The organism is Micromonospora sp. NPDC001898, from assembly GCF_042891255.1.
In the GTDB taxonomy this organism is placed as follows: domain Bacteria; phylum Actinomycetota; class Actinomycetes; order Mycobacteriales; family Micromonosporaceae; genus Micromonospora.
This window is the reverse complement of sequence record NZ_JBIATC010000006.1, coordinates 125,303-149,947: the sequence shown is the minus strand read 5'-3', so window position 1 is coordinate 149,947 and position 24,645 is coordinate 125,303. Positions and strand designations below refer to the sequence as shown.

General features: G+C 71.5%; 23 protein-coding genes and 2 pseudogenes. 6 read left to right on the top strand and 19 right to left on the bottom strand.

What is annotated here, in order from left to right; genetic code table 11:
* Position 1: 1 nt before the first annotated feature.
* The 13 genes and pseudogenes from nuoH to mqnC form a co-directional block, all read right to left on the bottom strand.
* On the bottom strand, positions 2-1,354 hold the full coding sequence (nuoH, locus tag ACFYZF_RS16015) for an NADH-quinone oxidoreductase subunit NuoH (protein ID WP_387020789.1): 1,353 nt from the start codon (positions 1,352-1,354) through the stop codon (positions 2-4).
* Entirely contained in the window at positions 1,351-3,861 is a 2,511-nt protein-coding gene (locus ACFYZF_RS16010) for an NADH-quinone oxidoreductase subunit G (protein WP_387020787.1), read from the bottom strand. The genes nuoH and ACFYZF_RS16010 overlap by 4 nt, the downstream gene beginning before the upstream one ends.
* A 58-nt stretch (positions 3,862-3,919) precedes the next feature.
* Positions 3,920-5,236, bottom strand: coding sequence for an NADH-quinone oxidoreductase subunit NuoF (gene nuoF / locus ACFYZF_RS16005; protein WP_387020784.1), 1,317 nt, complete (start codon positions 5,234-5,236; stop codon positions 3,920-3,922).
* Positions 5,237-5,409: 173 nt separating this feature from the next.
* Positions 5,410-6,426 (bottom strand): annotated as a pseudogene (gene nuoE / locus ACFYZF_RS16000) (NADH-quinone oxidoreductase subunit NuoE); the annotation flags it as partial.
* Entirely contained in the window at positions 6,423-7,748 is a 1,326-nt protein-coding gene (locus tag ACFYZF_RS15995; RefSeq protein WP_387020781.1) for an NADH-quinone oxidoreductase subunit D, read from the bottom strand. The gene ACFYZF_RS15995 and the pseudogene nuoE, both read right to left, overlap by 4 nt.
* Positions 7,745-8,473, bottom strand: coding sequence for an NADH-quinone oxidoreductase subunit C (locus ACFYZF_RS15990; RefSeq protein ID WP_387020779.1), 729 nt, complete (start codon positions 8,471-8,473; stop codon positions 7,745-7,747). The genes ACFYZF_RS15995 and ACFYZF_RS15990 overlap by 4 nt, the downstream gene beginning before the upstream one ends.
* Entirely contained in the window at positions 8,470-9,147 is a 678-nt protein-coding gene (locus ACFYZF_RS15985; RefSeq protein WP_387020776.1) for a NuoB/complex I 20 kDa subunit family protein, read from the bottom strand. The genes ACFYZF_RS15990 and ACFYZF_RS15985 overlap by 4 nt, the downstream gene beginning before the upstream one ends.
* Positions 9,148-9,160: 13 nt before the next feature.
* A complete protein-coding gene (locus ACFYZF_RS15980; protein WP_043961418.1) occupies positions 9,161-9,526 on the bottom strand; it encodes an NADH-quinone oxidoreductase subunit A in 366 nt (121 codons plus the stop codon).
* Positions 9,527-9,705: 179 nt separating this feature from the next.
* Positions 9,706-10,983 (bottom strand): geranylgeranyl reductase family protein, encoded by a 1,278-nt coding sequence (locus ACFYZF_RS15975; RefSeq protein WP_387020773.1) that lies wholly within the window; start codon positions 10,981-10,983, stop codon positions 9,706-9,708.
* Between the two features lie 133 nt (positions 10,984-11,116).
* The gene (locus ACFYZF_RS15970) at positions 11,117-11,341 is read right to left on the bottom strand and encodes a hypothetical protein (RefSeq protein WP_387020770.1); all 225 of its coding nucleotides are present in this window, start codon (positions 11,339-11,341) and stop codon (positions 11,117-11,119) included.
* A gap of 67 nt (positions 11,342-11,408) precedes the next feature.
* Entirely contained in the window at positions 11,409-12,119 is a 711-nt protein-coding gene (locus tag ACFYZF_RS15965; RefSeq protein WP_387020767.1) for a demethylmenaquinone methyltransferase, read from the bottom strand.
* Between the two features lie 125 nt (positions 12,120-12,244).
* The gene (locus ACFYZF_RS15960; protein WP_387020766.1) at positions 12,245-13,471 is read right to left on the bottom strand and encodes an LPXTG cell wall anchor domain-containing protein; all 1,227 of its coding nucleotides are present in this window, start codon (positions 13,469-13,471) and stop codon (positions 12,245-12,247) included.
* A gap of 381 nt (positions 13,472-13,852) precedes the next feature.
* A complete protein-coding gene (gene mqnC, locus ACFYZF_RS15955) occupies positions 13,853-15,043 on the bottom strand; it encodes a cyclic dehypoxanthinyl futalosine synthase (protein WP_387020763.1) in 1,191 nt (396 codons plus the stop codon).
* Positions 15,044-15,175: 132 nt separating this feature from the next.
* Between mqnC and ACFYZF_RS15950 the strand changes: the two genes are divergently transcribed.
* Genes ACFYZF_RS15950 through ACFYZF_RS15935 form a run of 4 tightly spaced genes read left to right on the top strand, consistent with a single transcriptional unit; the run spans position 15,176 to position 17,725 of the window.
* Positions 15,176-15,343 carry a hypothetical protein gene (locus ACFYZF_RS15950; RefSeq protein ID WP_387020761.1) on the top strand — a complete coding sequence of 56 codons (168 nt, stop codon included), beginning with the start codon at positions 15,176-15,178 and terminating at the stop codon, positions 15,341-15,343.
* Positions 15,343-16,110 (top strand): N-acetylmuramoyl-L-alanine amidase, encoded by a 768-nt coding sequence (locus tag ACFYZF_RS15945; protein WP_387020758.1) that lies wholly within the window; start codon positions 15,343-15,345, stop codon positions 16,108-16,110. Before ACFYZF_RS15950 ends, ACFYZF_RS15945 begins: the two co-directional genes overlap by 1 nt.
* An 8-nt stretch (positions 16,111-16,118) precedes the next feature.
* The gene (locus ACFYZF_RS15940; protein WP_387020755.1) at positions 16,119-16,847 is read left to right on the top strand and encodes a hypothetical protein; all 729 of its coding nucleotides are present in this window, start codon (positions 16,119-16,121) and stop codon (positions 16,845-16,847) included.
* A 38-nt stretch (positions 16,848-16,885) separates the two neighbouring features.
* A complete protein-coding gene (locus ACFYZF_RS15935; RefSeq protein WP_387020752.1) occupies positions 16,886-17,725 on the top strand; it encodes an ATP-grasp domain-containing protein in 840 nt (279 codons plus the stop codon).
* Between the two features lie 50 nt (positions 17,726-17,775).
* Here the strand turns inward: ACFYZF_RS15935 and ACFYZF_RS15930 are convergent.
* From ACFYZF_RS15930 to paaA, 6 genes and pseudogenes are all read right to left on the bottom strand, one after another.
* Positions 17,776-17,969, bottom strand: a pseudogene (locus ACFYZF_RS15930) (DUF397 domain-containing protein).
* A gap of 648 nt (positions 17,970-18,617) precedes the next feature.
* Complete coding sequence (paaE, locus tag ACFYZF_RS15925; RefSeq protein ID WP_387020749.1) at positions 18,618-19,727, bottom strand: 1,2-phenylacetyl-CoA epoxidase subunit PaaE; 1,110 nt, start codon at positions 19,725-19,727, stop codon at positions 18,618-18,620.
* Positions 19,724-20,200, bottom strand: coding sequence for a 1,2-phenylacetyl-CoA epoxidase subunit PaaD (paaD, locus tag ACFYZF_RS15920; RefSeq protein WP_387020747.1), 477 nt, complete (start codon positions 20,198-20,200; stop codon positions 19,724-19,726). The genes paaE and paaD overlap by 4 nt, the downstream gene beginning before the upstream one ends.
* Before the next feature lie 52 nt (positions 20,201-20,252).
* Positions 20,253-20,978, bottom strand: coding sequence for a 1,2-phenylacetyl-CoA epoxidase subunit PaaC (gene paaC / locus ACFYZF_RS15915; RefSeq protein ID WP_387020744.1), 726 nt, complete (start codon positions 20,976-20,978; stop codon positions 20,253-20,255).
* A complete protein-coding gene (gene paaB, locus ACFYZF_RS15910) occupies positions 20,975-21,259 on the bottom strand; it encodes a 1,2-phenylacetyl-CoA epoxidase subunit PaaB (protein ID WP_387020741.1) in 285 nt (94 codons plus the stop codon). The genes paaC and paaB overlap by 4 nt, the downstream gene beginning before the upstream one ends.
* Positions 21,256-22,323, bottom strand: coding sequence for a 1,2-phenylacetyl-CoA epoxidase subunit PaaA (paaA, locus tag ACFYZF_RS15905; RefSeq protein ID WP_387020738.1), 1,068 nt, complete (start codon positions 22,321-22,323; stop codon positions 21,256-21,258). Before paaA ends, paaB begins: the two co-directional genes overlap by 4 nt.
* 373 nt (positions 22,324-22,696) lie before the next feature.
* Between paaA and ACFYZF_RS15900 the strand changes: the two genes are divergently transcribed.
* Both ACFYZF_RS15900 and ACFYZF_RS15895 read left to right on the top strand, forming a co-directional pair.
* The gene (locus ACFYZF_RS15900) at positions 22,697-23,647 is read left to right on the top strand and encodes a serine hydrolase (RefSeq protein ID WP_387020735.1); all 951 of its coding nucleotides are present in this window, start codon (positions 22,697-22,699) and stop codon (positions 23,645-23,647) included.
* Positions 23,647-24,591: a hypothetical protein gene (locus tag ACFYZF_RS15895; protein WP_387020732.1), complete on the top strand. Its 945-nt coding sequence runs from the start codon at positions 23,647-23,649 to the stop codon at positions 24,589-24,591. Before ACFYZF_RS15900 ends, ACFYZF_RS15895 begins: the two co-directional genes overlap by 1 nt.
* Positions 24,592-24,645 lie beyond the last annotated feature (54 nt).

Below are 24,645 nucleotides of genomic sequence, written 5' to 3'. Positions count from 1 at the left end.
GTCACACCTCCCTGGAGTCCGAGCCGGCGGCGACGTTGGCCGGCTCCCGCTCGGCGACCACACGCTTGGTGCGTGGGCTCGGTGGCACTTGCAGGTCCATCGGTGGCAGCGGGAAGCTGCCGTGTGGACGGCTGTTGGCCTGCTCCTGGAGCGACGGCTTCGGCTTCGGCTTGCGGCTCGGCCAGAGCAGCGTCGCCAGCAGCAGCACGCCCGCGCCGATCCCGGTGGCGAGCAGCCGGTCCCTGGTCTGCCAGCCCTCGATCGACCGCAGGCCGGCCAGGACCAGGATCCAGACCAGGTTGATCGGCAGCAGCACCTTCCAGCCGAAGCGCATGAACTGGTCGTACCGGAGCCGGGGCAGGGTGCCGCGGAGCCAGACGAACACGAAGACCAGGGCGATCACCTTGCCGAAGAACCACAGCATCGGCCACCAACCGGAGTTGGCGCCCTCCCACAGGGTGATCGGCCACGGGGCCCGCCAGCCGCCGAGGAACAGCGTCGTGGTGACCGCGGACATGGTCACCATCGCGACGTACTCGCTGAGCATGAAGAGCGCGAACTTCAGCGAGCTGTACTCGGTCATGTAGCCGGCGACCAGCTCCGACTCTGCCTCGGGGAGGTCGAACGGAGCCCGGTTGGTCTCACCGACGGTGGAGATGAAGAAGATGATGAAGCTCGGCAGCAGCAGGATCGCGTACCAGCCGGGGGCCGGGACCTCGGTGCCGAGGATGGTCAGCTGGGTGGCGTCCCCCTGGGCGGCGACGATCCCGCTGGTGGACATCGTGCCGGCGGTCATGAACACCGCCACGATGCTCAGCCCCATGGCGACCTCGTAGGAGATCATCTGGGCGGTGGAGCGCAGGCCGCCGAGCAGCGGGTACGTCGAGCCGGAGGCCCAACCGCCGAGCACGATGCCGTAGATACCCATCGACGAGCAGGCCAGCAGCACCAGCACCGCCACCGGCACGTCGGTGACCTGGAGCGGCGTGTGGTGGCCGAAGATGCTCACCATCGGGCCGAACGGCACCACCGACAGGGCGGTGACCGCGCAGACCACCGAGATGGTCGGCGCGAAGAAGAAGACGACCTTGTCCGCCGCCTTCGGGAGGATGTCCTCCTTGAAGGCCATCTTCAGGCCGTCGGCCAGGGTCTGGAGCAGGCCGAACGGGCCGGCCTGGTTGGGGCCGGGCCGCACCGCCATGCGGCCGACGACCCGCCGTTCGAACCAGACACCGAGCAGCGTGGCCAGCACGGCGACGACGAAGGCGAAGACGACCTTGATCAGGACCAGCCACCACGGGTCCTTGCCGAAGTCGGCCAGCGTCGGGTCCTGGGCCAGGTAGACCGCGTTCACTGGGAAACACCCCCGGTGTTGAGGAGCGGACCCGGGTGGCCGGCCGCGTCCGCGGCGACCGCCGGGGTGGCCTGCTCCGTGGCGGCGACCGCCGCGGAGATCCGTACCACCGTGCCGGACGTCGCGCCGAGGCCGCGCCGCACGGTGGAGCCGGGTGAGTTGGTCGGCAGCCAGACGACGCCGTCGGGCATCTCGGTGATCGCCGCCGGCAGGGTGATCGCCCCGCGGTCGGTGCCCACCGTGACCGGGTCACCGTCGGCGACGCCGAGCGCCTCCGCGGTGCCCTTGCCCACCCGCGCCACCGGCGGGCGGGCGGTGCCGCCCAGGTGCTCGTCACCGTCGGTGAGGCTGCCCAGGTCGATGAGCTGGTGCCAGGTGGACAGGACTGCCTCGCCGGCGCCGGGCTGCGGCACCGGGGCCGGCTCCACCGACGGCGCGGACGGCCGGTCGGCCCGGGTCGGCGACAGGCTACCCAGCTCCCGCCGGACGCTGAGCACGTCGCCCGTGCCGATCTGCACGTCGAGGAGCGCGGCGAGCGCGTCCAGCACCCGGCCGTCGGTCATCGCAGCGGTGTGCAGCACCGCGTCGAAGGGCCGCAGCCGGCCCTCCCAGTCCAGGAAGCTGCCGGCCTTCTCGACCACCGGGGCCACCGGCAGGACCACGTCGGCCCGGCGGGCCACCGCGCTGTTGCGCAGCTCCAGGCTGACCAGGAACGGCACCGCGTCGAGGGCCTGCTCGGCCAACCGGGGGTCGGCCAGGTCGGCCGGGTCGACCCCGGCCACCACGAGCGCGCCGAGCTGGCCGTTCGCGGCGGCGGCGACGATGCCGTCGGTGTCCCTGCCGGCCTGGCTCGGGATCACCCCGGCCGCGATGTCCCACGCCTCGCCCAGTTCGGCCCGGGCCGCCGGCTCGGTGACCGGACGGCCGCCGGGAAGCAGGTTGGGCAGGCAGCCCGCGTCGACCGCGCCCCGGTCGCCCGCGCGCCGCGGCACCCAGGCCAGCTTCGCGCCGGTACGCCGGGCGACGTCCGCCGCCGCCGACAGGCCGCCGGGCACCTCGCCCAGCCGCTCGCCGACGATCAGGATCGCGCCCGGGGCGCTGAGCGCCTCGGCCACCGTCGCGTGCTCGGCGAGGACGCTCGCCTCCTCGCCCGGCACCACCCGGGCCAGCTTGGCCCCGAGCTTCTCCAGGCCACGGGTGGCGAACGGCGCGAGGGCGTACACCGTGAGCTTCTTCTTCAGGTACGCCTTGCGCAGCCGCAGGAAGAGGATCGGGCACTCCTCCTCCGGCTCCAGACCGACCAGCACCACGGCGGGCGCGTTCTCCACGTCCGCGTAGGTGACGTCGGTGCGCCCGGCGACCGTGCTGGCCAGGAAGTCGGACTCCTCGCGGGAGACCGGCCGGGCCCGGAAGTCGATGTCGTTGGTGTTCAGCGCGACCCGGGCGAACTTCGCGTACGCGTACGCGTCCTCGACGGTCAGCCGGCCGCCGGTCAGCACCGCCGTGCCGTGGCCGCCGTCCCGGGCGGCCCGCAGCCCCTCGGCGGCGACGGTCAGCGCCTCGCTCCACGACGCCTCGCGCAGCTCACCGGTCTCGGAGTCGCGGACCTGCGGGGTGGTGAGCCGGTCGAAGGCGCGGGCGTACTGGAAGCCCCAGCGCCCCTTGTCGCAGTTCCACTCCTCGTTGACCTGCGGGTCGTCGCCGGCCAGCCGGCGGGTCACCTTGCCGCGCCGCCAGTCGGTGCGCTGGGCGCAGCCGGCCGAGCAGTGCTCGCAGACGCTCGGGCTGGAGACCAGGTCGAACGGGCGGGCCCGGAAGCGGTACTGCGCGCCGGTCAGCGCGCCCACCGGGCAGATCTGCACGGTGTTGCCGGAGAAGTACGAGTTGAACGGGACGTCGCCCGCGTCGCCCTCCTCGCCGTACGCCTCGTCCCGGTAGATGTTGATTTCCTCGGCGGACGACCGGCCCATCAGGTCGATGAACTTGTCGCCGGCGATCTCGTCGGAGAACCGGGTGCACCGCTGGCAGAGCACGCAGCGCTCGCGGTCGAGCAGCACCTGGGTGCTGATCGCCATCGGCTTCTCGTACTCCCGCTTGTGCTCGTGGAACCGGGAGTCCGTGCGGCCGGTGGACATCGCCTGGTTCTGCAGCGGGCACTCGCCACCCTTGTCGCACATCGGGCAGTCGAGCGGGTGGTTGAGCAGCAACAGCTCCATGACCCCCTCCTGCGCCTTCTTGGCGACGCCGGAGGTGAGTTGGGTGCGGACCACCATGCCCTCGGCGACGGTCTGGGTGCAGGAGGCCACCGGCTTGCGCTGGCCCTCCACCTCGACCAGGCACTGCCGGCACGCGCCGGCCGGGGCCAGCAGCGGGTGGTCGCAGAAGCGCGGGATCTCGGTGCCCAGCTGCTCGGCGACCCGGATCAGCAGCGCGCCCTTGGGCGCGGTGACCTCGATGCCGTCGATCGTGAGGGTGACGGTCTCGGTCTGCTTGGCTACGTCGGTCACAGTGCTCGCCTTTCGCTCGCGACTGCGGGGCTCGCTTCGCTCACTCCTCGCGCTCGCATCAGTGCGCTCCCACCAGCTGCTTGTCCGACAGCTTCGGCGCGGTACGTCCCTCGATGTAGTCGAGGTAGTCCTGCTTGAAGTACTTCAGCGACGAGGTCACCGAGCTGGTCGCACCGTCACCCAGGCCGCAGAACGAGCGGCCGAGGATGTTGTCGCAGGTGTCCAGCAGGGTGTCCAGGTCCTCGTGGGTGCCCTGGCCGGCGAGGATCCGCCGGTAGACCCGGACCATCCAGTAGTTGCCCTCGCGGCACGGGGTGCACTTGCCGCACGACTCGTGGTGGTAGAACTCCAGCCACCGGTACGTCGCGTACACCGGGCAGTCCTGGTCGGAGAAGATCTGGGTGGCCGTGGTGCCCAGGATCGAGCCGGCCGCCGCCACCCCCTCGAAGTCCAGCGGCACGTCCAGGTGCTCGGCGGTGAGTAGCGGGGTCGACGAGCCGCCCGGGGTCCAGAACCGCAGGTTGTGCCCCGGCTGCATCCCGCCGGCCAGCTCCAGGAGCTCGCGCAACGTGACACCCATCGTGCACTCGTACTGGCCCGGTTCGGCGATCCGGCCGGAGAGCGAGTAGATCATCGGACCGGCGGACTTCTCCGTGCCCATGGTCTTCCACCAGTCGGCCCCGCCGAGCACGATGTACGGCACGCTGGCGATGGTGCCGACGTTGTTGACCACCGTGGGGCTGGCGTACAGGCCGTGGGTCGCCGGGAACGGCGGGCGCAGCCGGGGCTGGCCCCGGAAGCCCTCCAGCGAGTCCAGCAGCGCCGTCTCCTCACCGCAGATGTACGCCCCGGCACCCGAGTGCACCACCAGCTCCAGGTCGAACCCGGAGCCGAGGATGTTCTTACCGAGGTAGCCCTTGGCGTACGCCTCCCGCACGGCGTTGCGCAGCCGGCGGGCGGCGTGTACCGCCTCGCCACGGATGTAGATGTAGGCCCGGCTGGCCCGGATCGCGTACGACCCGATGATTACGCCCTCGACCAGCGAGTGCGGGTCGTGGGTCATCAGCGGCAGGTCCTTGCAGGTGCCCGGCTCGCCCTCGTCGGCGTTCACCACCAGGTAGTGCGGCTTGCCGTCGCCCTGCGGGATGAACCCCCACTTCAGGCCGGTCGGGAAGCCCGCGCCGCCGCGACCGCGCAGGCCGGAGTCCTTGACGAGCTGGATCAGGTCGTCCGGGTGGGCCTTGAGCGCCTTGCGCAGGGCGGCGTAGCCGTCCAGCCTCTCGTACGTGCCGATCCGCCAGGCATCCGGCGACAGCCAGCGCTTGGTGAGCACGGGGGTGATCTTGGCCAGGGTCTCCGGCCGAGGAGTGGTCACTTCTTGGTTCCCCCTTCGCTCGCGACTGGGCGGTTCTCAGCCCACGACTGCGGGGCTCGCTCCGCTCGCTCCTCGCCCGCGACTGCGCGGTTTTCAGCCCACGACTGCGGGGCTCGCTCCGCTCGCTCCTCGCGTGGGCGACCGGGGCTCGCAAGCTCACTCCTCGCACCCGCGGATGCCGCCGCTTCCTTGAGCGAGCGCTCCTGCGCGCCGGCCTCGTCGCCGGCGGGCTTGCCGTCACCGGCCGGCGTGTTCGCGGCGACGCCGGCGGCCTCGGCCTCCCGCGCGTCGCGCGGTGCCGGGGGCGTCGGGTCGGCCGGAACCTTGGTGCCGGGCGCGTCCGGCACGGCGGTCCGGGCGTCCGGCTGCCGGGTCTCCGCGGCCCGTACCTCGGGCGACTTGGCGTCCGGCGCCTTCACGTCGGGAGCGGTGCTGCCGGTCGCCGTGGTGGCGGGGGCCGGCTTCGCCTGCTCCGCGGCCTTCGCCCTCGCCGCGGCGGCGTCCGCCTCCGCCTTGCTACGGATCGGCGTGTTCGGGTCGTAGCCCGGCACCGAGATGCCGTGCTGCTCGGCCAGCCGCAGGCCGCGCAGGGTGGGCTCGCCCGGGCCGCCGTCGGCGACCGCGCCCTCGCGCTCGTCGGCGAAACCGGCGAGCTGCACCGCCATCTCCTTCAGCGTGCAGAGCCGCGCGCCCCGGGTCGGCATCGGCCGGCCGCCGGAACGCAGCTCCTCGACCACCCCGAGGGCGGTCTGCGGGTCGACGCCGTCGAAGAAGTCGTAGTTGACGGTCATCACCGGGCCGTAGTCGCAGGCCGCCAGGCACTCGGCGTGCTCCAGGGTGACCTTGCCGTCGGCGGTGGTCTCGTCGTGGCCGACGCCGAGGTGCTCGGCCAGGGTGTCGTAGACCTCCTGGCCGCCGAGCACGTTGCACATCGTGTTGGTGCAGACGCTGACCAGGTAGTCGCCGGTCGGCTTGCGCTTGTACATCGTGTAGAAGGTGGCCACGGCGCCGACCTGGGCCTTGTTCAGGCCGAGCACGTCGGCGCAGAACTCGACGCCGGCCGGGGAGACGTACCCCTCCTCCGACTGCACCAGGTGCAGCAGCGGCAGCAGCGCCGAGCGGGACCGGTCGGCCGGGTACCGGGCGACGATCTCCCGCGCCCGCTCGCGAGTCGTTTCGGTGAAGCTCATCGGTCACAACCACCCATCACGGGGTCCAGCGAGGCGCCGCCGGCGATCACGTCGGCGATCAGGCCGCCCTCGGACATCGCCGGGAGGGCCTGGAGGTTGACGAAGCTCGGCTCCCGGTAGTGCACCCGGTACGGACGGGTGCCACCGTCGGAGACGGCGTGCACGCCCAGCTCGCCGCGGGGCGACTCGATGCCGACGTACACCTGGCCCGGCGGGACCCGGAAGCCCTCGGTGACCAGCTTGAAGTGGTGGATCAGCGACTCCATCGACTGACCCATGATCTTCGCGACGTGCTCCAGCGAGTTGCCCATGCCGTCGACGCCGATGGCGAGCTGCGCCGGCCAGGCGATCTTGCGGTCGGCGACCATCACCGGGCCCGGCTTCAACCGGCCCACCGCCTGCTCGACGAGCTTGAGCGACTCCCGGATCTCGGCGAGCCGAACCAGGTAGCGGCCCCAGACGTCGCCGTCGGTGTGGGTCGGCACGTCGAACTCGTACGTCTCGTAGCCGCAGTACGGCATGGTCTTGCGCAGGTCCCAGGCGAGGCCGGCGGAGCGGAGCACCGGGCCGGTGACGCCCAACGCGAGGCAGCCGGTCGCGTCGAGCACCGCGACGTTCGTGGTGCGCTCGATCCAGATCGGCTGGCCGGAGAGGAGATCCTCGTACTCCTTGAGCCTCTTCGGCATCATCTTGAGGAACCTGTGGATCTTGACGATTGCCTCGTCCGGCACGTCCTGCGCCACGCCGCCCGGCCGGATGTACGCGTGGTTCATCCGCAGGCCGGTGATGCTCTCGAAGATGTCGAGGATGTACTCCCGCTCGCGGAAGCCGTACAGCATCATGTTGATCGCGCCCAGCTCCATGGCCGTGGTGGCCACCCAGACCAGGTGCGAGGCGATCCGGTTCAGCTCCATCATCAGGACCCGGATCGTGGTGGCCCGCTCGGTGATGTCGTCGGTGATGCCGAGCAGCTTCTCCACCGCGAGGCTGTACGCCGTCTCGTTGAACAGCGGCGCGAGGTAGTCCATCCGGGTCACGAAGGTCGTGCCCTGCACCCAGTTGCGGTATTCCAGGTTCTTCTCGATGCCGGTGTGCAGGTACCCGATGACCGACCGCGCCTCGCGGACGGTCTCGCCCTCCAGCTCCAGGATCAGCCGGAGCACGCCGTGGGTGGACGGGTGCTGCGGACCCATGTTCACGACGATCCGCTCGTCGTTGATCGGGTCCGTGCCGGAGACGATCTGGTCCCAGTCCCCACCGGTGACGGTGAAGACCCGGCCCTCGGTGGTCTCGCGCTCGGTCGCGTAGTTCGACGTCGTCACTGGTACGACCTCCGTCGGTCCGGCGGCGGGATCTCCGCGCCCTTGTACTCGACGGGGACGCCGCCGAGCGGATAGTCCTTGCGCTGGGGGTGCCCCTCCCAGTCGTCCGGCATGAGGATCCGGGTCAGGTTGGGGTGGCCGTCGAAGATGATGCCGAACATGTCGTACGCCTCCCGCTCCTGCCAGTCGGCGGTCGGGTAGACGCTGGTGACGCTCGGCAGGTGCGGGTCCTCGGCGGACACCGCGGCCTCCAGCCGCACCCGGCGGCGGTACGTCATCGAGGTGAGCTGGTAGACCACGTGCAGCCGGCGCTCGTGCGCACCGAGGTAGTCCACCCCGGACACCGAGGAGCACAGCTCGAAGCGCAGCGCGAGGTCGTCCCGCATCACCTGGCAGACCTCGGCGATCCGCTCCGGGCGGACGTGCAGGGTCAGCTCACCCCGGTCGACCACGATCCTCTCGATCGCGTCGCCGAACGCCGGGTAGGCCTCCTCCAGCGCGTCGCGGACCTCGTCGAAGTAGCCCCCGTACGGCCGGGGGGTCTCCTCGACCGGCTGGCGCGGGCGGACCAGGCCACCGAAGCCGGAGACGTCGCCCGAGCCGTGGATGCCGAACATGCCGCGCCCGGCCGGGCTGGCCGGCGGGTGCTCGGCGGGCGCGCCGCTGCTGGCTCCGGCCGGCGTCACCGGGACCGGCAGGCCGCCGGTGTTCGAAGCTGCGCTCACTTGATGCCCCCGTGCGGGTGGAGGTGGTTCTGGGCCTTCATCCAGTTCTCGATCCGCAGCTGCTCCTCGCGCCCCTCGCGAACCGCCTTGGTCCACTCGGCGCGGCGGGCCTTGTCACTGCGGTACGACGACGGCATCGAGCCGTACGGGACGACCGGCACGTCGCCGCGCGCCAAGCGGGCCTCGTGCATCTTGCGCCCGTTCGGGCCCAGCGGCTCGTGCATGACCTTCTCGCGGAGCTTGAGGATCGCGTCGATGAGCATCTCCGGCCGGGGCGGGCAGCCCGGGAGGTACATGTCGACGGGCACGATGTGATCGACACCCTGCACGATGGCGTAGTTGTTGAACATGCCGCCGCTGCTGGCGCAGACGCCCATCGAGAGCACCCAGCGGGGCTCGGCCATCTGGTCGTAGATCTGGCGCAGGACCGGTGCCATCTTCTGGCTCACCCGGCCGGCCACGATCATCAGGTCCGCCTGCCGGGGCGAGGCGCGGAACACCTCCATGCCCCAGCGGCCCAGGTCGTAGTGCGGGCCACCGGCGGCCATCATCTCGATGGCGCAGCAGGCCAGGCCGAAGGTGGCGCCCCAGAAGGACGTCTTCCGCGACCAGTTGACCAGCGACTCCACGGAGGTGAGCAGGATGCCGGCGGGAAGCTTCTCCTCGATACCCATCTGCGTGTCTCCCTCAGTCCCAGTCCAGGCCGCCGCGCCGCCACACGTAGGCGTATGCGACGAAGACCGCGACGATGAACAGGACCATCTCCACGAAGCCGAAGATCGGCAGGGCGTCGAACGAGACCGCCCAGGGGTAGAGGAAGATGATCTCGATGTCGAAGACGATGAAGAGCATCGCCGTCAGGTAGAACTTGATCGGGAACCGGCCGCCCCCGACGGGCTGCGGGCTGGGCTCGATGCCGCACTCGTACGCCTCGAGTTTGGCTTTGTTGTACCGGCGCGGGCCGGCGAAGCGGGCGGCGGCCACGGAGAACAGCGAGAACGCCGCGGCGAGGGCGAACAGCCCGATGATGGGTGCGTAAGGCGAGAGCGTCATTGTGGTCTCCTGCTCGTCCTTCCCTGCCCTCGGCGGTGGTTGGCCAAAATCACACTATTCACGTCCCTCACGACGGCTGTCGGCGGGGTCGATCCCTGCCCAGCCTGCGGTCCTCGTCGACCGTCCGGCCGGAGCCCCGCACTCGTCGGCGACCTGCGGGCTCACGGGCACTCCTCGTGCTACACGGCTGGCGCCGCCTTCGTCATCGCGTTGATGACCCGGTCCATCGCGTCCCCGCCGCGCGGGTCGGTCAGGTTGGCCAGCAGCTTGAGCACGAACCGCATCAGGGCTGGATGCGGCATGCCGTGCTTGGTGGCCATCCGCATGATCTCCGGACGGCCGATCAGCTTCACGAAAATCCCGCCGAGCCGGTAGTAGCCGCCGAACCGGGCCTTCAGCTCCTGCGGGTACGCCATCAACGCCCGCTCCCGCTCGGGGCCGGCCGGCCGGGCGAGGGCCTGCACCGCGACCTCCGCGGCCAGCTCTCCGGACTCCATCGCGTACGCGATGCCCTCGCCGTTGAACGGGTTGACCATGCCGCCGGAGTCGCCGACCAGCATGACGCCGCGAGTGTAGTGCGGCACCCGGTTGAAGCCCATCGGCAGCGCCGCACCGAGGATCGGCCCCTCGGCGTTCGACTCGTCGGTCATTCCCCAGTCCTCGGGGGTGTTGGCCAGCCAGTCGGTGAGCAGCCGCCGGTAGTTGGTCTTGCCGAAGGCGGTCGAGGAGTTGAGCACGCCGAGGCCGACGTTGACCCGCCCGTCGCCGAGACCGAAGATCCAGCCGTACCCGGGGAGCAGGTTGTCGCCGCTGGCCTTGCTGCGCAGCTCCAGCCACGACTCCAGGTAGTCGTCGTCGTGCTTGGCCGGCGAGCGGTAGTACCGCCGGACAGCCACCCCGATCGGCCGGTCCTCCCGCTTGGCAAGCCCGAGGGCGAGCGGGAATCGGCCGGAGACGCCGTCCGCGGCGACCACCAGCGGGGCGCGGAAGGTGGCGGGCTCCTTGTCCGGGCCGACCTCGGCCTCCACCCCGACCACCCGGTTGTCGGCGTCGAGCACCGGACCGACCACGTTGACGTTGGTGCGCAGCTTCGCCCCGGCCGAGACGGCGCGCTGGGCGAGCAGGTCGTCGAAGTCGAGCCGGGTGCGGACCAGGCCGTAGTTGGGGAAGCTGGCCAGGTCCGGCCAGTCCAACTCCAGGCGGACGCCACCGCCGATCACCCGCAGGCCCCGGTTGTGCAGCCAGCCCGCCTCGGGCGAGGTGTCCACGCCCATCCGGATGAGCTGCCGGACCGCGCGCGGGGTCAGCCCGTCGCCGCAGACCTTCTCCCGGGGGAACTCGGTCTTCTCCAGCAGCAGCACCCGCACACCGTGCTGCGCCAGATGGTAAGCCGTCGCCGAGCCACCAGGGCCGGCGCCCACGACGATCACGTCGGCGTCGTTCTCCACCGCGGTCATCTGCGCCTCCTCCCGCGTGCTCGTGAAATCCTTCACAAGCCGGTCGGGTGGAGTCTATGACCGCCGTAACGTCCCTGCCGGGTTAGGTGGCCCTAACTTGCCGAGGTGGGAGCTGCCGGGATCCACAAAGGGGTCAAAGCGGCGCGGAGGTGGGCTCGTCCAGACCCGCATCGACCCGGATGGCCTCCGGCAGGTGGCCACGCAGGGCGCCGCCGGCCGCGCGGTCCAGGGCCGCCAGCACCTCCGCCACCACCTGACGGACGTCGGCCGGGTCGACCCCCGCCAACGCCCTGAGTTGGGCGACGAGTTCTGCGGCGTCCTCGCTCGGCGTCGCGTGCGCCGGCTCTACTCCCGTCACGGAGCAAGCCTACCGGGCAAAGTGGACTAATTCCGTACATTCGGGAACGCGTCGCGGTCGGAGCGACTCAGTCGCGAACCGCGCGGTGCAGGGCGACCACGCCGCCGGTGAGGTTGCGCCAGGCCACCCGGCCCCAGCCGGCCGAGCCGATCCGCGCCGCCAGGGCCTGCTGGTCCGGCCAGGCCCGGATCGACTCGGCGAGGTAGACGTACGCGTCCGGGTTGCTGGACACCGTGCGGGCCACCCCCGGCAGGAAACGCATCAGGGACGACAGGTAGACCGTGCGGAACGCCGGGTTGACCGGGGTGCTGAACTCGCAGACCACCAGCCGGCCACCGGGCCGGGTGACCCGGGCCAGCTCACGCAGGGCCGCCTCGGTGTCCGACACGTTGCGCAGCGCGAAGGAGATGGTCACCGCGTCGAAGCTGGCGTCCGCGAAGGGCAGCCGCAGCGCGTCCCCGGCCAGCAGCGGCACCGTGGGGCGGGACCGCTTGCCGGCGTGCAGCATGCCGAGAGAGAGGTCCGCGCCGACCGCGTACGCGCCGGACTGGGCCAGTTCCTCGGTCGAGACGCCGGTGCCCGCGCCGACGTCCAGCACCCGGTCGCCGGGGCCGAGCCCGAGTGCCGCCCGGGTGGCCCGCCGCCAGAACCGGTCCTGCCCGAAGGAGAGGACGGTGTTGGTCAGGTCGTAGCGGGCGGCCACGCCGTCGAACATCGCGGCGACCTCGTGCGGCTGCTTGTCCAGGCTGGCGCGCTGGCCCTGCGGGGTAAGGCTCACCCCTCCACTCTGCCAGCCGACGCCCCGCCCACCGATGCCGGGGCGGCGCTGCGGAGATACGCGGACGGGCGGGGTGGTCACCCACCCCGCCCGTCCCGGCGCGTCGCGTCAGTCGTTCCCGACGGTCAGCTGCTCGCCCTCTCGTCCCCCGGGGTCACCAGCAGCACCCGGCGGCGGCGGGAGAGCACCAGCAGCGCCCCTCCGGCCAGCAGCACGGCGCCGCCGATGCCACCGATCAACCCGGCCTGCACGCCGGTCACCGGAAGCCCGCCGCCGCCACCGCCGGTGCCCGGCGAGGTGGTCGCGCCCGGCTCGGCGGACGGGCCCGGGGTCGAGGTGCCGGTCGGCGTCGGGGTGGGGGTGGGCTGGGCGGACAGGTCCACGAAGACGTCGAAGACGGCCTGGTTGTCGACCTCGTCCGTTTCGGTGAAGGCGCGACGCTGGGCCGCCGAGGCGACCTTCGGCTCCTCCTCGGGGGCGCCCTGCGCCTCGTCCAGCCCGTACGCGAAGAGTTCGCCGATGCGCAGCACCGGCTGGTCGGCGTCGTCGGCGACCTTCACCCGCACGTCGTCGGTGTAGTACTCGCCCGGCCGGATCACCGCACCGGCGTCCTCGCAGAACGCCTGGGCCAGGCCGCCGATCTCCTGCTCGACGCAGTTCTCGGGCAGCTTCGCGAAGCTGACCTTGGCCGGCAGCGTGATGGCGTAGAAGACGCCGGTCGCCCGGCGGCTGCCGTCGTTGTAGATCGCCCAGTCCAGCGGTGCGGTCGCGCCGCGCGGGATCGGCTTCAGGTCCGGCTCGTTGCTCTGCGCGCCGTCGACCACGACGTTGGCGTACCCGTCCTGCACCCAGGAGGTGAGGTCGTAGCCGGGGCGGGTGACGGTGACGTCGACGGTCTCGCTGTTGTCGTCCGTGTTCGGGTCGGCGGTCGACGAGGCGACCGTCACCTTCAGCGCGCCGCCCTTGCCCCGGCCGCCGGTGCTGAACAGCGGGATGCCGAAGTCCTCGCTGGTGCCGCCGGCCAGGTCGCCGAGCAGGCAGGTGAAGGCGGTGCCGGAGACCTCGCAGCCGTCGGGGACGACGAAGCCGACCCGCTTGGTCAGGCCCTTCGTCTCCACGGTGACCCGGACGTCGCGGGCCGCGACCGAGCTGCGGGTGTTGTCGACGGTGAACTTGAACGGCTTGGCCTTGGCCGCCTCGACGCCCTTGGCCAGGTTCTGGCTGAGCGGGACCAGCGCCAGGTCGGCCTGGTCGGCCGCCTGGGCCGGGGCCGCCACGGTGGCCAGGCCGCCGGCGGCCAGCAGCGCCACGGCCCCGACACGGGCCAGGGCCGAACGGTGGAACGAGGTCATTGATCCCCCGGGGTTAGGGAAGAAGGAGGGTTTTTGCGGAACCGAGCGGACGTTATCCGAGGTAGATCGATTGCGCCAGGAGCCGGCACGGCAATTCATCCGTCCGGCCCCGGCCGTCAAGACGGTGGGGGCGGGATGGTCGACCATCCCGCCCCCACCGCCGTGCTCTATGTGAACGGCCCCCACGGGCCGATGGAGGACTGAGCCTCGGACCACGTCGCGGGGGACGTTAGCGACCCGCGCTGGCCTGCGCGACCCTTTCGGACGACAAGACGCACACCAGGTCCGACAGGCCGAGCAGAACTGTCCGGACCGCCGATCGGCTCACCGGCCGACCGGCCGGTGAGCGCTCGCCCAGCGTGTCCGCCGGTGCGCGGTGGGTCAGTTGACCTCGACCAGCGGCAGCGGCCGGCCCGCCCCGCCGCCCGGCATGGCGATCGACGAGAAGTGCGATACCACCCGGTCGTCGGTCGGGTCGTCGGCCGGGGTGCGGTGCACCGCGAGCCGGCGGTAGAGGGTGTCCCGCTGAGCCGGGATGCGGTCGGCCGAGCGGATCATGCCGATCAGCTCGTGCAGGTTGGAGCGGTGCCGGGCGCCGGCCGAGGAGATGACGTTCTCCTCCAGCATGATCGAGCCGAGGTCGTCCACCCCCATGTGCAGGGCGAGCTGGCCGACGTCCTTGCCGGTGGTCAGCCAGGACGCCTGGAGGTGCGGGACGGTCTCGAAGAACAGCCGGGCCACCGCGACCAGCCGCAGGTACTCCAGCGTGGTGGCCTGCGTGCGGCCCTTGAGGTGGTTGTTCTCCGGCTGGTACGTCCACGGGATGAACGCCCGGAACCCGCCGGTGCGGTCCTGCACGTCACGGATCATCCGCAGGTGCTCGATCCGCTCGGTGTTGGTCTCGCCGGTGCCCATCATCATCGTCGCGGTCGACTCCAGGCCCTGCCGGTGGGCCAGCTCCATGACCTCCAGCCAGCGTGCGCCGGACTCCTTGAGCGGCGCGATGGCCTTGCGCGGCCGATCCGGCAGCATCTCGGCGCCGGCGCCGGCGATCGAGTCCAGCCCGGCCACCTTGATCCGGGCGATGGCCTCGTCGAGGCCGACGCCGGAGACCTTGGCCATGTGCAGGATCTCGCTCGGCCCGATCGAGTGGATGACGAGCTGCGGGTATGCCTTCTTCACCGAGGAGAACAGCTCCTCGTAGTACTCCACCCCGTAGTCGGGGTGGTGGCCGCCCTGGAGCATGACCTGGGTGGCGCCCAGCTCGACCGCCTCGCCGCAGCGGCGCAGGATCTCCTCGGTCGGGTGGGTCCACCCCTCCTTGTGCTTGGGGGCGCGGTAGAAGGCGCAGAACTTGCACGCCGTCACGCAGACGTTCGTGTAGTTGATGTTGCGGTCGATCAGGTACGTGACGATGCCGTCGGGGTAGCGCCGCCGACGCACCGCGTCGGCCGCCTCGCCGAGGGCGTGGAAGGGCGCCTCGGTGTAGATCAGCAGGGCCTCCTCGGGCGTGATCCGCCCGCCGTCCGCGCCGCGCTGCAGGATGTCGTCGATCTCCCGGCTCACACTCACGCCCCCGAGCCTACGTCGCCCCGCCCCCGGCCGGCCGGACCGGACTCCTGTCGACCACGACACAGCCCGCCCCGGGCGACCGCAAACGCGCGGGGACTTACCCGGTATTGATCGATCAATTAACATGCGTGAATGATCACGGACCCGACTCCCCCCGCCCCTCGCCCACTGCCCCGCCGGGCGCTGCTCGGCCTCGTACCCCTCGCGGCCACCGCGCTGGCCCTGGTGACGGTGAGCCAGCCGGCGCAGGCGGCGACGACCCCGACCCCGGAGTGTCTCGCCGACCTGATCACGGCCTGATGGCCACCATCCCCTGGCTCGCCGACGTGCTCCGCGGCGCCGGCGTCACCGTGGTCGAACACGGCAACTGGCTCGGCCGGGTCGCCGGCAGCTCGTTCGCCCCGATCGGCGTGCTCTGGCACCACACCGCGGCCACCTCCAGTGCCGCCAACCCGCACCCCGCCCTGAACATCTGCATCAACGGCCGGTCCGACCTGCCCGGCCCGCTCTGTCAGGCGCTGGTCGACTACAACGGCGTCTTCCACGTCATCTCGGGCGGGCGGGCCAACCACGCCGGCGTCAGCCGGGGCAGCGGCCCCATCCCGGCCGGCGACGGCAACACCCTGATGGTCGGTTGGGAGATCGACTACAACGGGGTCGACCAGGCCATGACCAACGCCCAGTACTCCGCCTCGGTGCTCGCGACCGCCGCCGTGCTGCGGCGGCTCGGCCGGGATGCCAGCTACGCCAGGGGCCACCGGGAGACCAGCACCAGCGGCAAGATCGACCCCTCCTTCATCGACCTCGACTCGATGCGCGCCGACGTGGCCCGCCAACTCGCCGGCAACCCACCCCTCGACCTCTGGAAGGACGACATGAGGCTGATCCAGTCCACCAACCGGGGCATCGCCCTGGTCGGCCCCGGCTACTTCCGCCAGCTCAGCAACAACGAGGAGGTGACGGCCGCCGTCGCGCTGGTCGGCAACCCCCTGATCGGCAACGACCGCCAGTTCGACCTCTGGCGCAGCATCGCCTACGACGGCCAGGTCAAGGCCCCGTCGGCCTGACACCGACGATGAACACGTACTCCCGCCGCCAGGCGCTCGCCCTGGCATCCAGCGGAGCCGCCCTGGTCGCCACTGGCGTCGGGCTGTCCCAGGCGGCCTCCGGCGAGCCGGCCCAGGCCGCCTGCTCGTCGATCCCACCGAACGCCGACGACGCCGTCCTGACCGCCGTCTACCAGGTCGCCATCGGGCTGTCGGTCAACGATCGGGTGCTGCTCGCCGGCTTCGAGGCCGGCTGGGTGGAGTCGCGGATGAACAACCTGCCCTGTGGCGACTCCGACTCGCTGGGCGTGTTCCAGCAGCGTCCCTCCCAGGGCTGGGGCACCCCCGCGCAGATCATGAACGTGGCGTACGCGGCCAACTCGTTCTTCGTCCGGGCCGTTCCGCTGGCCGCCGCCAACCCCGGCTGGTCGGCCGGGCGGGTGGCGCAGGGCGTGCAGCGCTCCGCCTTCCCGGACCGCTACGACGCCGCGCAGGCCACCGCGCAGGCGCTCATCGCCCGGGCCCGCGGGCAGACCACCCCACCCCCGCTCGACCTCTGGAAGGACGACATGAGGCTGATCCAGTCACCCGGCCGGGGCATCGCCCTGGTCGGTGCCGGCTACTTCCGCCAACTCCGCAACGACGAGGAGGTGCACGCCGCCGTCGCGCTGGTCGGCAACCCCTTGGTCGGCAACGACCGCCAGTTCGACCTCTGGCGCAGCATCGCATTCGACGGCCAGGTCAAGGCCCCGAGCTGACGCCCGCGCGGGTGGCGGGGCCCGGGGAGGATGGCGGGATGCTGCTGCTGGTACCCGCCGACCCGCTCCGGCCCCGCCGACCGGAACCGCACTTCGCGCCGGAGGCGACGACCGCCCGGGAGGCCGGCGTGCCGGTCGCGGTCGTCGACCACGACGCGCTCGCCCGGGGCGACGCCGACGCCGCCCTGCGACAACTGCCCGAGGAGACCGAGGCGGTCTACCGCGGCTGGATGCTCCGCTCCGAGCGGTACGCCGCCTTCGCGGACGCGCTGGCCACGCGGGGCGTCACGTTGCGTACCGGCGCCGAGCAGTACCGGCGGGCGCACGAACTGCCCGGCTGGTACCCGGAGCTGAGGCCCGTGACGCCGGCCACGACGTGGACCGTGGGGGACGGGCGGGACGCGTTCGACCGGGCCCGCGCCACGCTGGGCGGCGGCCCGGCCGTGCTCCGCGACTACTGCAAGTCGATGAAGCACCACTGGGACGAGGCGGCCTTCATACCCGATCTGGCCGACCCCGAGGCCGCCTGGGCGGTGGCCCGCCGGTTCCGGCAGCTCCGCGAGGACGACTTCGTGGGCGGTTTCGTGCTGCGCCGCTTCGAGCTGTTCACCTCGGCGGAGGTGCGGACCTGGTGGCGGGACGGCCGGTGCGTGCTGGTCGGCCCGCACCCGGACACCCCGGACCGACCCCCCGCCGTCGACCCCGACCTGACCGGCGTCGCGCCACTGGTGGCCAGCCTGGGACTGCCCTTCGTCACGGTCGACCTGGGACTGCGCGACGACGGGGTGTGGCGGGTGATCGAGCTGGGGGACGGCCAGGTGAGCGACCGGCCCACCACCGTAGACCCGGCACGCCTGCTCACCCCGCTGCTGGCCTGAGAGGGCAGCCGGCGGCGGGGGTATCGGGGCAGTCACCTGCCGCCGGGCAATCAGGACCGATTCGGTACGCCGACGACAAAGGCGGCCCAGCAGGTGGGTCGAAGGCCAGCACCCGGCGCGGCCGGGTCCTTCGAATCGCGTACGGCGACCGCCCGCGCCAGCGTGGCCACTCCACGCAGTCAGCGTTGGAGCCGCTGCGGGTGGACTTGCGCCAGGTCGCGCCCGACAGCTCAGGGATGCTCATCCTCGGCCCTGGATCGATGAAGATCGTCGACCGGCGGAACCGGGTCCGTCGGGGCTGTGCGAGAACCCCGGTTGCCTGGTGATGCGCCCGATGGGAGCGCAGGCAGCACCGTTTCAGAAGGTCATCGAAGTTCTCGAACCGAGGCCCAGGCCCTCATCTCACGCACCACGACCAGGAGCGCCATTTTCGCCGCCAGACCTGGCCATGACTGACCGCGCGGGAGATCTTGGAACGAAACGGCCCCTGGAGGGGCCGCTTGCTACCAAGATCTCCGGTCATCCTAAGTCGCGGAACGAAACTCCCGGAATGTGGACAACTCCGGGCGGGTTCGGCGGAGGGCGGGGGCGGGGGGCGGGGGCGAGGGGCGGGGGCGGGGGGCGGGGGGCGGGGGGCGAGGGCGAGGGGGGGACACTCCGACCAGGTCGAGGGTCACGCAGGCGGGACACGTCAGTACGACGACTGGGAGGTGCCGACGGCTCAGCTGCCCCCGCCGATAACTGAACTGCCGGGCCCAATCCACTCGATGCCGAGCTTCGCAGCCGGTAGCTGGGGTGCCGGCGTTGCGCCGTCCATCAGTTAAGTCACAACCTGCAGAGTGCAGGGCAACGCAAACTTCCGAGAAAACTCGGAGGCATGACCGCCGTGCCGTCAGGCGTCGTAGTCGACCGTGAGGGTGTCGGTGACCGGGCTGGACTGGCAGGTCAGGACGTATCCGGCCGCCACCTCGTCCGGCTCCAGCGCGTAGTTGCGGGCCATCGTCACCTCGCCGTCGACGACCTTCGCCCGGCACGTCGAGCAGACCCCGCCCTTGCACGCGTACGGCAGCTCGCCGCGCACCCGCAGCGCCGCGTCGAGCACCCGCTCCTCACGGCCCATCGTGAAGGACGACGACCGGCCGTCGAGCACGATCGTCACCTCCGCCCCGGCTCCGGGACGGTCGGCCGGGCGGCGCGGCGGCGCGGGGGCCTCGGCGACGTGGAACAGCTCCGTGTGCACCGCCGACTCCGGCACGCCGCGCTCCGCCAGCACCGCCTTCGCGTCGACCACCATCCCGTACGGGCCGCAGAGGAACCACTCCTCGATCGCGTCGCCCGGCACGATGGTCTCCAGCAGCCAACCCAGCCGCCCGGCGTCGATCCGGCCCGACAGCAGCGGCGACTCGCCCCGCTCGCGGGAGAGCACATGCACCAGGTGCAGCCGGGTCGGATACCGGTCCTTCAGGTCCGCCAACTCCTCGGCGAACATTACCGAGTTCGCCGAGCGGTTGCCGTACACCAGGGTGAAGGTGCTGGCCGGCTCGACGGCCAGGGCGGTGGCGACCAGCGCGAGCACCGGGGTGATGCCGGAGCCGGCGACCACCGCGCCGTAGCGGCGGGCCCGGTCCGGCGCGAACGCCGTGGTGAAGTGCCCGAGCGGGGGCAGCACCTCGACGGTGTCACCACCGCGCAGGGCGCCGCAGGCGTACGCGGAGAACGCGCCACCGGGAATCTCCCGCACCCCGATCCGCAGCCGGCCGTGCCGGGCCAGGTCGTCGGGCGTCGAGCAGATCGAGTACGACCGCCGTACGTCCTCGCCGTCCTCCCCGACACGCCGCACGGTGAGGTGCTGGCCGGCGCGGAACGCGAAGGTCTCCCGAAGCTCCTCGGGCACGGCGAAGGTGACCGCCACGGCGTCGGCGGTGAGCCGGTCGACGGCGGCGACGGGCAGCGGGTGGAAGGCCGGCCGGCGACGGACCGGGCGGGTGATCGTGACAGTCACAGCGCCTTCAGGTGGTCGAAGGGTTCGGAGCAGGAACGGCAGCGCCAGAGCGCCTTGCACGCGGTGGAGCCGAACCGGCTGATCTGCTCGGTCTCCGGGGAGCCGCAGCGCGGGCAGCGGACGGCGAGGGTCAGCGGCACGACCGGACCGGACCGGACCGGGGCCGGCGGGGCGATGCCCGCGTCGGCGAGCTTCGCCCGACCGGTCTCGGAGATCCAGTCGGTGCTCCACGCCGGGCTGTAGACGGTACGGACCTCGGCGTCGGGGTGGCCGGCGGCGGCGAGCGCCCGGCGGATGTCGGCGCGGATCATGTCCATCGCCGGGCAGCCGGTGTAGGTGGGGGTGATGGTCACGGCCACCCGGCCGGTGGCCGGGTCCTCGTCGACCGCCCGCAGGATGCCGAGTTCGTCGATGGTGATCACCCGGATCTCCGGGTCCAGCACCGCCGCCACGGCCTCCCTCGGACTCACCACGGCCGCCCGCCGTTCCTGCCTGCGGGGCTCCGCTTCGCCGCGCTCCTCGCGCTCACCACTTCGCCCCCGGGTGGGCGCGGTGCAGCACCTGCATCTCGGTGAGCAGGTACGACAGGTGCTCGGTGTGCAGGCCGTCCCGTCCGCCGGCCGGCGCCCAGCCGTCCGCCGGCCGGGACAGCGTGGCCTCGGCGAGCACCGGGTCCACGGCGGCGTCGAACGCCGCGCGCAGGGTGCTCGGGTCGACCGGCGCGCCCGGGAACGGCGCGAACAGCTCGTGGACGTACGGCCAGACCTGGTCGACGGCGGCCTGCATCCGGCGGTGCGACTCGGCGGTGCCGTCGCCGAGCCGCCGTACCCAGAGCGAGGCGTGGTCGAGGTGGTACGCGGACTCCTTGCGCGCCTTGGCCCCGATCGCGGCGAGCCGCTCGTCGGCGCAGCCGGCCAGCGCGGCGTACAGCGGGAGCTGGTACGCCGACAGGAAGAACAGCTTCGCCACGGTCACCGCGAAGTCGCCGTTGGGCAGCTCGACCAGCAGGCAGTTGCGGAACTCCCGGTCGTCGCGCAGGTACGCCAGCGCGTCCTCGTCCCGGCCGGCGCTCTCCAGCTCACCCGCGTACGTGAGCAGCAGCCGGGCCGCGCCGAGCTGGTCGAGGGCGACGTTGGCCAGCGCGATGTCCTCCTCCATCTCGGGGGCGTGGGTGGTCCACTCCCCGAGCCGCTGCGCGGCGACCAGCGCGTCGTCGCCGAGGGCGAGGGCGAAGTCGAAGGGGCCGTTCACAGGTGGGCCACCCCGTCCGGGACCTCGTAGAAGGTGGGGTGGCGGTAGACCTTGTCGGCCGCCGGGTCGAAGAAGGCATCCTTCTCGTCCGGGCTGGACGCGCTGATCGCGCCGGCCGGCACCACCCAGATGGAGACGCCCTCCTGGCGGCGGGTGTACAGGTCCCGGGCGTTGTGCAGGGCCAGTTCGGCGTCGGGGGCGTGCAGGCTGCCGACGTGGGTGTGCGCCAGCCCGCGCCGGGCCCGCACGAACACCTCCCAGAGCGGGGACTGCTCGGTCATGCGGCTACCTTCTCCTTCTTCTCCGCCTGTTTGGCGGCGTACGCCGTGGCAGCCTCGCGCACCCAGGCACCGTCGGCGTGGGCGCGCCGGCGGTGCTCCATCCGCTGCCGGTTGCACGGCCCCTGGCCCTTGATCACCCGCATCAGCTCGTCGTAGTCGGGCTGGGTGTAGTCGTACGCCTGCCGCTCGTCGTTCCAGCGCAGGGCGGGGTCGGGCAGGGTGAGGCCGAGGATCTCGGCCTGCTGCACACACATGTCGACGAAGCGCTGCCGCAGCTCGTCGTTGGAGAACCGCTTGATCTTCCACGCCATCGACTGGGCGGAGTGGGTGGAGTCGCCGTCCGGCGGGCCGAACATGGCCAGCGACGGGTACCACCAGCGGTCGACCGCGTCCTGCGCCATCGCCTTCTGGTCGGGGGTGCCGTGGGCCAGGATGTGCAGGATCTCGTAGCCCTGCCGCTGGTGGAACGACTCCTCCTTGCAGACCCGGATCATCGCGCGGGCGTACGGCCCGTAGGAGCAGCGACACAGCGGGACCTGGTTGACGATCGCCGCGCCGTCCACCAGCCAGCCGACCACGCCCACGTCCGCCCAGGTCAGGGTCGGGTAGTTGAAGATCGAGCTGTACTTCTGCCGGCCGTCGAGGAGGAGCCGCACCAGCTCGTCCCGGCTGATGCCGAGGGTCTCCGCGGCGGCGTACAGGTAGAGGCCGTGCCCGGCCTCGTCCTGCACCTTGGCCAGCAGGATCGCCTTGCGCTTGAGCGAGGGCGCCCGGCTGATCCAGTTTCCCTCCGGCTGCATCCCGATGATCTCGGAGTGCGCGTGCTGGGCGATCTGCCGGATCAGCGTCTTCCGGTACGCCTCGGGCATCCAGTCACGGGGCTCGATCTTCTGGTCGGCGTCGATCACGTCGGCGAAGTACGCCTCCAGGTCGGTGTCCGGGCCGGGGGCGCCACCGCGCCGCCGGGCCGCTGCCTCCCGCAGCGCCGCCTCCGCCGCCTCCACCTCGCCGAGCAGGCTGCCGCCGGGCGCGTCGTCCGGGGCGGGGAAGTCGTTGCCATACATGACAGCAAGTGTTACAGCTCGCAACTTCTGACACCAGAGGGTGTCATAGGTTTCCGAAGACACCTTCCGTCACGAACAGTCACTTTCGGTGTTGGCACAGGTCGAATCGAGGCTATGACATGGGTCACTAAACAAAGGTGAAAGCCACCAAGAACGGCAAAGCGGGCCATTATCCCGCCTTCATAGCAACCTGACCGGCGTCGGATCCTGGCGTCAGGGCCGTCCGGACGTAGACTTTGCCGGTCACACCGATCGGCTGCCGACGATTGCCAGCGCCAGACGGAGGCCGCTTCCCCCGGCCTCGGCGATCACGCCGACCCTTTCGTGAAAACGACCGGGCCCCCCGGCCCTGACATCTGGAGCTCATCCACTCATGCGACCTCGCGTGGCCATGGTGCTCGCCGTCGTGGCGGTCCTCCTCGGCAGCGCCATGCTGGTTCCCGCCGCTTACGCCCAGTTCTCCGACGACGACACCGGCGGATCAGGCGGGGGCGCGCAGAGCGTGGCGGCCCCCGAGCCGACCGCCCCACCGCCGCCGACCCTGGCCGCCGGCCCGGTCTCGATGAACTTCTCCGGCGAGTTCTTCTCCTGGGCCCTGATGGACCGGACCACCGGCACCATCTCCGGCTCGAAGAACCTGGCCTCGACCAACTCCACCGAGTCGATGATCAAGTCCTGGTTCGCCGCCGACTATCTGCGGCAACTCGGCGACAAGCCGCTGTCCGCCGAGCGAAGGAAGCAGATCACCACGGCGATCCGGGACAGCAACGACGACGCGGCCAACGCGCTGTACGCGGCAGTCGGCAAAGCCGCGACCGTCAAGCGGATGATCAGCACCTGTGGACTGACCGACACCAAGTCCGGCAACGTGCCCGGCTACGTCGGATGGTGGAGCTTCACCCGGATGTCACCCCGGGACGCGGTCCGGCTCGGCGACTGCGTCGCCGACGGCACGGCCGCCGGCCCCAAGTGGACGTCGTACCTGCTGGACGAGATGAGCAAGGTTCGCGGCAGCATCAAGGAGCAGCAGCTGAAGTCCGGCGGCGGCAAGTGGGGCATCGTCGACGGCCTGCCGGCCGAGATCAAGGCGCAGGGCCCGGTCAGTATCAAGAACGGCTGGACGCCGTTGAACTACGACGGGAACTGGCACGTCAACTGCCTTGCGGTAACCAAGAAGTGGAGCCTCGCCGTCATGCTGCGCTACCCACAGAAGAGCGGTCTGTCCTACGGCGCGAAGGTCTGCGCCAGCGTGGCGACCCAACTGGTCACCCCGCAGCCGGGCGCCGCGCTCAAGGTGCCGCAGCAGCCGGTCGGGAAGCTCTGATGGCGGGAAACCGCCGGGCCCACGGCGGGGATGCCTCACCGCTGCGGCTGATCGTGATCGCCGTCGTCCTGATCGGGCTGGTGCTGGTGTCGCTGCGGCTGATGCCCGGCTCCCCGCTGGCCTCGGCCGCCGCCGCCAAGTGGGGTGACCCGTCCGCCCCGGTCGACCGCGCGGCTACCGCCCCGCCGGACCGCAGCTCGCGTCCCAGCCCCACGGCCAGCCCGTCGCCGTCTCTGGAGCCGCTGCCGTTCGCCGACAAGCAGATCGACCTCGACATCGAGGGCTGGTACGCCTGGAGCGTGCTGGACACCCGGACCGGGAAGATCATCGGTTCGGCGAACATGGACGAGACCAACACCACCGCGTCGCTGATCAAGGCCTGGATCGTCGCCGACTACCTGCGCCTGGCCGACAAGTCCGGGCAGACGCCGAGCGACGCGAAGCTCGCCGACGCCACCAGGATCATCCGGGACAGCGACAACACCCGCGCCGAGCAGTTCTACAACTCCGTCGGCCGGTCCGCGTCGATCAAGCGGCTGATCTCCATCTGCAAGACCACCGACAGCAGCGTCGCCGCCGACGGGGGCTGGAGCCGGACCGCCCTCTCCCCCCGGGACACCGCGCGACTCGGCGCGTGCATCTCCGACGGTCGCGCGGCCGGCCCGGAGTGGACGAAGTGGCTGGTCAACGAGATGCGGCTCGTCCGGGGGGCCGGTGACTTCGGCATCCGCAAGGCGTTCCCGGAGGCGGAACGGAAGAAGATCGCCATCAAGAACGGCTGGATCGATCGGACCAAGGAGCAGGAGATGCACATCAACTGCCTGGCCATCGGCGACAACTGGACGATGGGCGTGATGGTCCGCTATCCGATCAACATGGGCTACGAGTACGGCATGAAGAACTGCCAGAAGATCACCGAGGCGGTACTGCGCTCGACCACCTGACGGCGGGCCCCCAAGGCCGGCCCGATCCGAGCCGGCCGCGCATGCGGGCCGCGC